The sequence below is a fragment of the Synechococcus sp. W65.1 genome (assembly GCF_047461615.1).
Classification (GTDB): domain Bacteria; phylum Cyanobacteriota; class Cyanobacteriia; order Thermostichales; family Thermostichaceae; genus Thermostichus.
Genome location: NZ_JANSHI010000029.1, coordinates 1 through 1,647, shown reverse-complemented (window position 1 = coordinate 1,647; position 1,647 = coordinate 1). Strand labels below are relative to the sequence as shown.

Sequence of the window (1,647 nt, the reverse complement as noted above, 5' to 3'; positions counted from 1 at the left end):
GACGCCGGTGCTGCCACCGCCACCTGCACGCCCTGCTCTTAGTCGTATTACGGCTGCAGCCATGCAGGACTTGGGGTTCACGGGCGTCAACCTGTCTGCTGCGGATCCCTATACCCTGCCGCCAGAAGGGCGCCGCCTGCCCCCAGGGGAGGGGCTTTTCCTGGGGAACGATGCGGTTTTTGGCCCAATTGGGGGTGAGATAGAGCTTTTACCCTAGCGGAGTACCCCACAAAAAAGGCCCCCTAGCGGGGCCAGCAGGGGGAGGAGTCAAGCTTAAAGATCAGGGAGGGTCAACGTTCCTCCACAGGCAAAGGGTCCCAGAGCCGCAGGGAGGGGGAGGAGAAGGGAAAGTGTTGGTGGTACCTAAGCTTAGGGTTCCCGTTCCCGTTGCTGCATTTTTGATGCCAATACCAACCCCATTGGTTCCAGTGCTGAATTTGGTGCCCTCCACTGTCACAGTACCGCTGGAGTGGCTAGCTTTAATCCCAATTGCCCCTTCCGGATTGCTGGGCGGACTGCTCCCTCCGCCACCGTTCAGCTTGATCTTAGAGCTTGGGCCCAACACCTTGGAGTCTCCGACGTTTAGCCAAACGGCTATGTTTGGTTCACTGTTGGTTCCACTGTTAATGCTTTCGAGATCCACCGTGCTCGATTGAACAATCACCGGCCCTGCTGAAGCTCCACCTAAAACACCCACAACACCTTTACCATTGTTGCCGGTAGATCTAATGGTACTGCCGACTACCCTTAGAGTTGTAGTTGTGTCGCTACTACTATGCACGATGGCGGCGGTGTAGTTTTGGTCGCCTGTGATCTGAACCTCCAGCCCTTCCAGCGTAATGGTATCGCCCAGCGTTGTAGCAGTTACCTCAATACACCTGTCACCCAAGCTTGTAAAGGACGTGCCGGCATCGTTAAGGCCTCTACAATCAATATTCATGTTGTTTAGAGATGTGCCTACACCGGCAAGCGTAATGGCGGCTTGTTTCTGATTACTTGCGTCAGCATCCGGATCCCCGCTGGTAATCTGGAAGCCCTTGAGGCGATAGCCTTTGTTGAGAGTTAGGAGGTTGCCTTCCAACTTGAGGTTAAAGTCACTGGGGCCAACCACCGTCACAGAGCCTCTAGTCAGGTTAGGGGTGCTGATGTGGCCAGAAACGTTCTGAGTTGCTGCCCTGACAATCGTTACCGTTACATCTGTTCCTCCGCCGGTGCCTGAGCCGATAGTGTTGGCAGCGGCCCTGACAATGTCCGTAGTTAGCGCATGCTTCACAGTTAGAAAGGGCTGAGTGGCCGTGCCGGGGTTCGTATCTCTCCCACTTGCTGGATCCACGAAAAACTGAGCGACCGAGGGTGTTGGAGTCGGAGGCGGGGTGGGTGTTGGCGTGGAGTTGGGAGTTGGCGTCGGTGTCGGGGTCGGTGTCGGGGTGGGCGTCGGCGTCGGAGTCGGGGTCGGAGTCGGCGTGGGCTCCCTGAAGAAGGTATCTAAGTGCGGCTGCGTGACGCTGACACCGCTGAGCTTCAGGGTGGTGGCAAGGAAGGGATTGATCTTACTGGCCGTCGGCGGAAAACCTGTTGAAATTGCCGCAAACAAAACCGCCGCATCCTTGCAGTCCACCACCCCGTCGTCAGTAAAGTCGGAAACAG

At 56.6% G+C, this 1,647-nt stretch carries 1 protein-coding gene and 1 pseudogene; one reads left to right on the top strand and one right to left on the bottom strand.

Translation table 11 applies throughout. The annotated features are described in order from the left end of the window. Nucleotides 1-217, top strand: a pseudogene (locus NW806_RS10935) (peptidase M8); the annotation flags it as partial. A gap of 63 nt (nt 218-280) precedes the next feature. Here NW806_RS10935 and NW806_RS10930 read toward each other — a convergent pair. Continuing rightward, the coding region (locus NW806_RS10930) for a hypothetical protein (RefSeq protein WP_414411127.1) at nt 281-1,647 on the bottom strand (1,367 nt) is incomplete at its 5' end.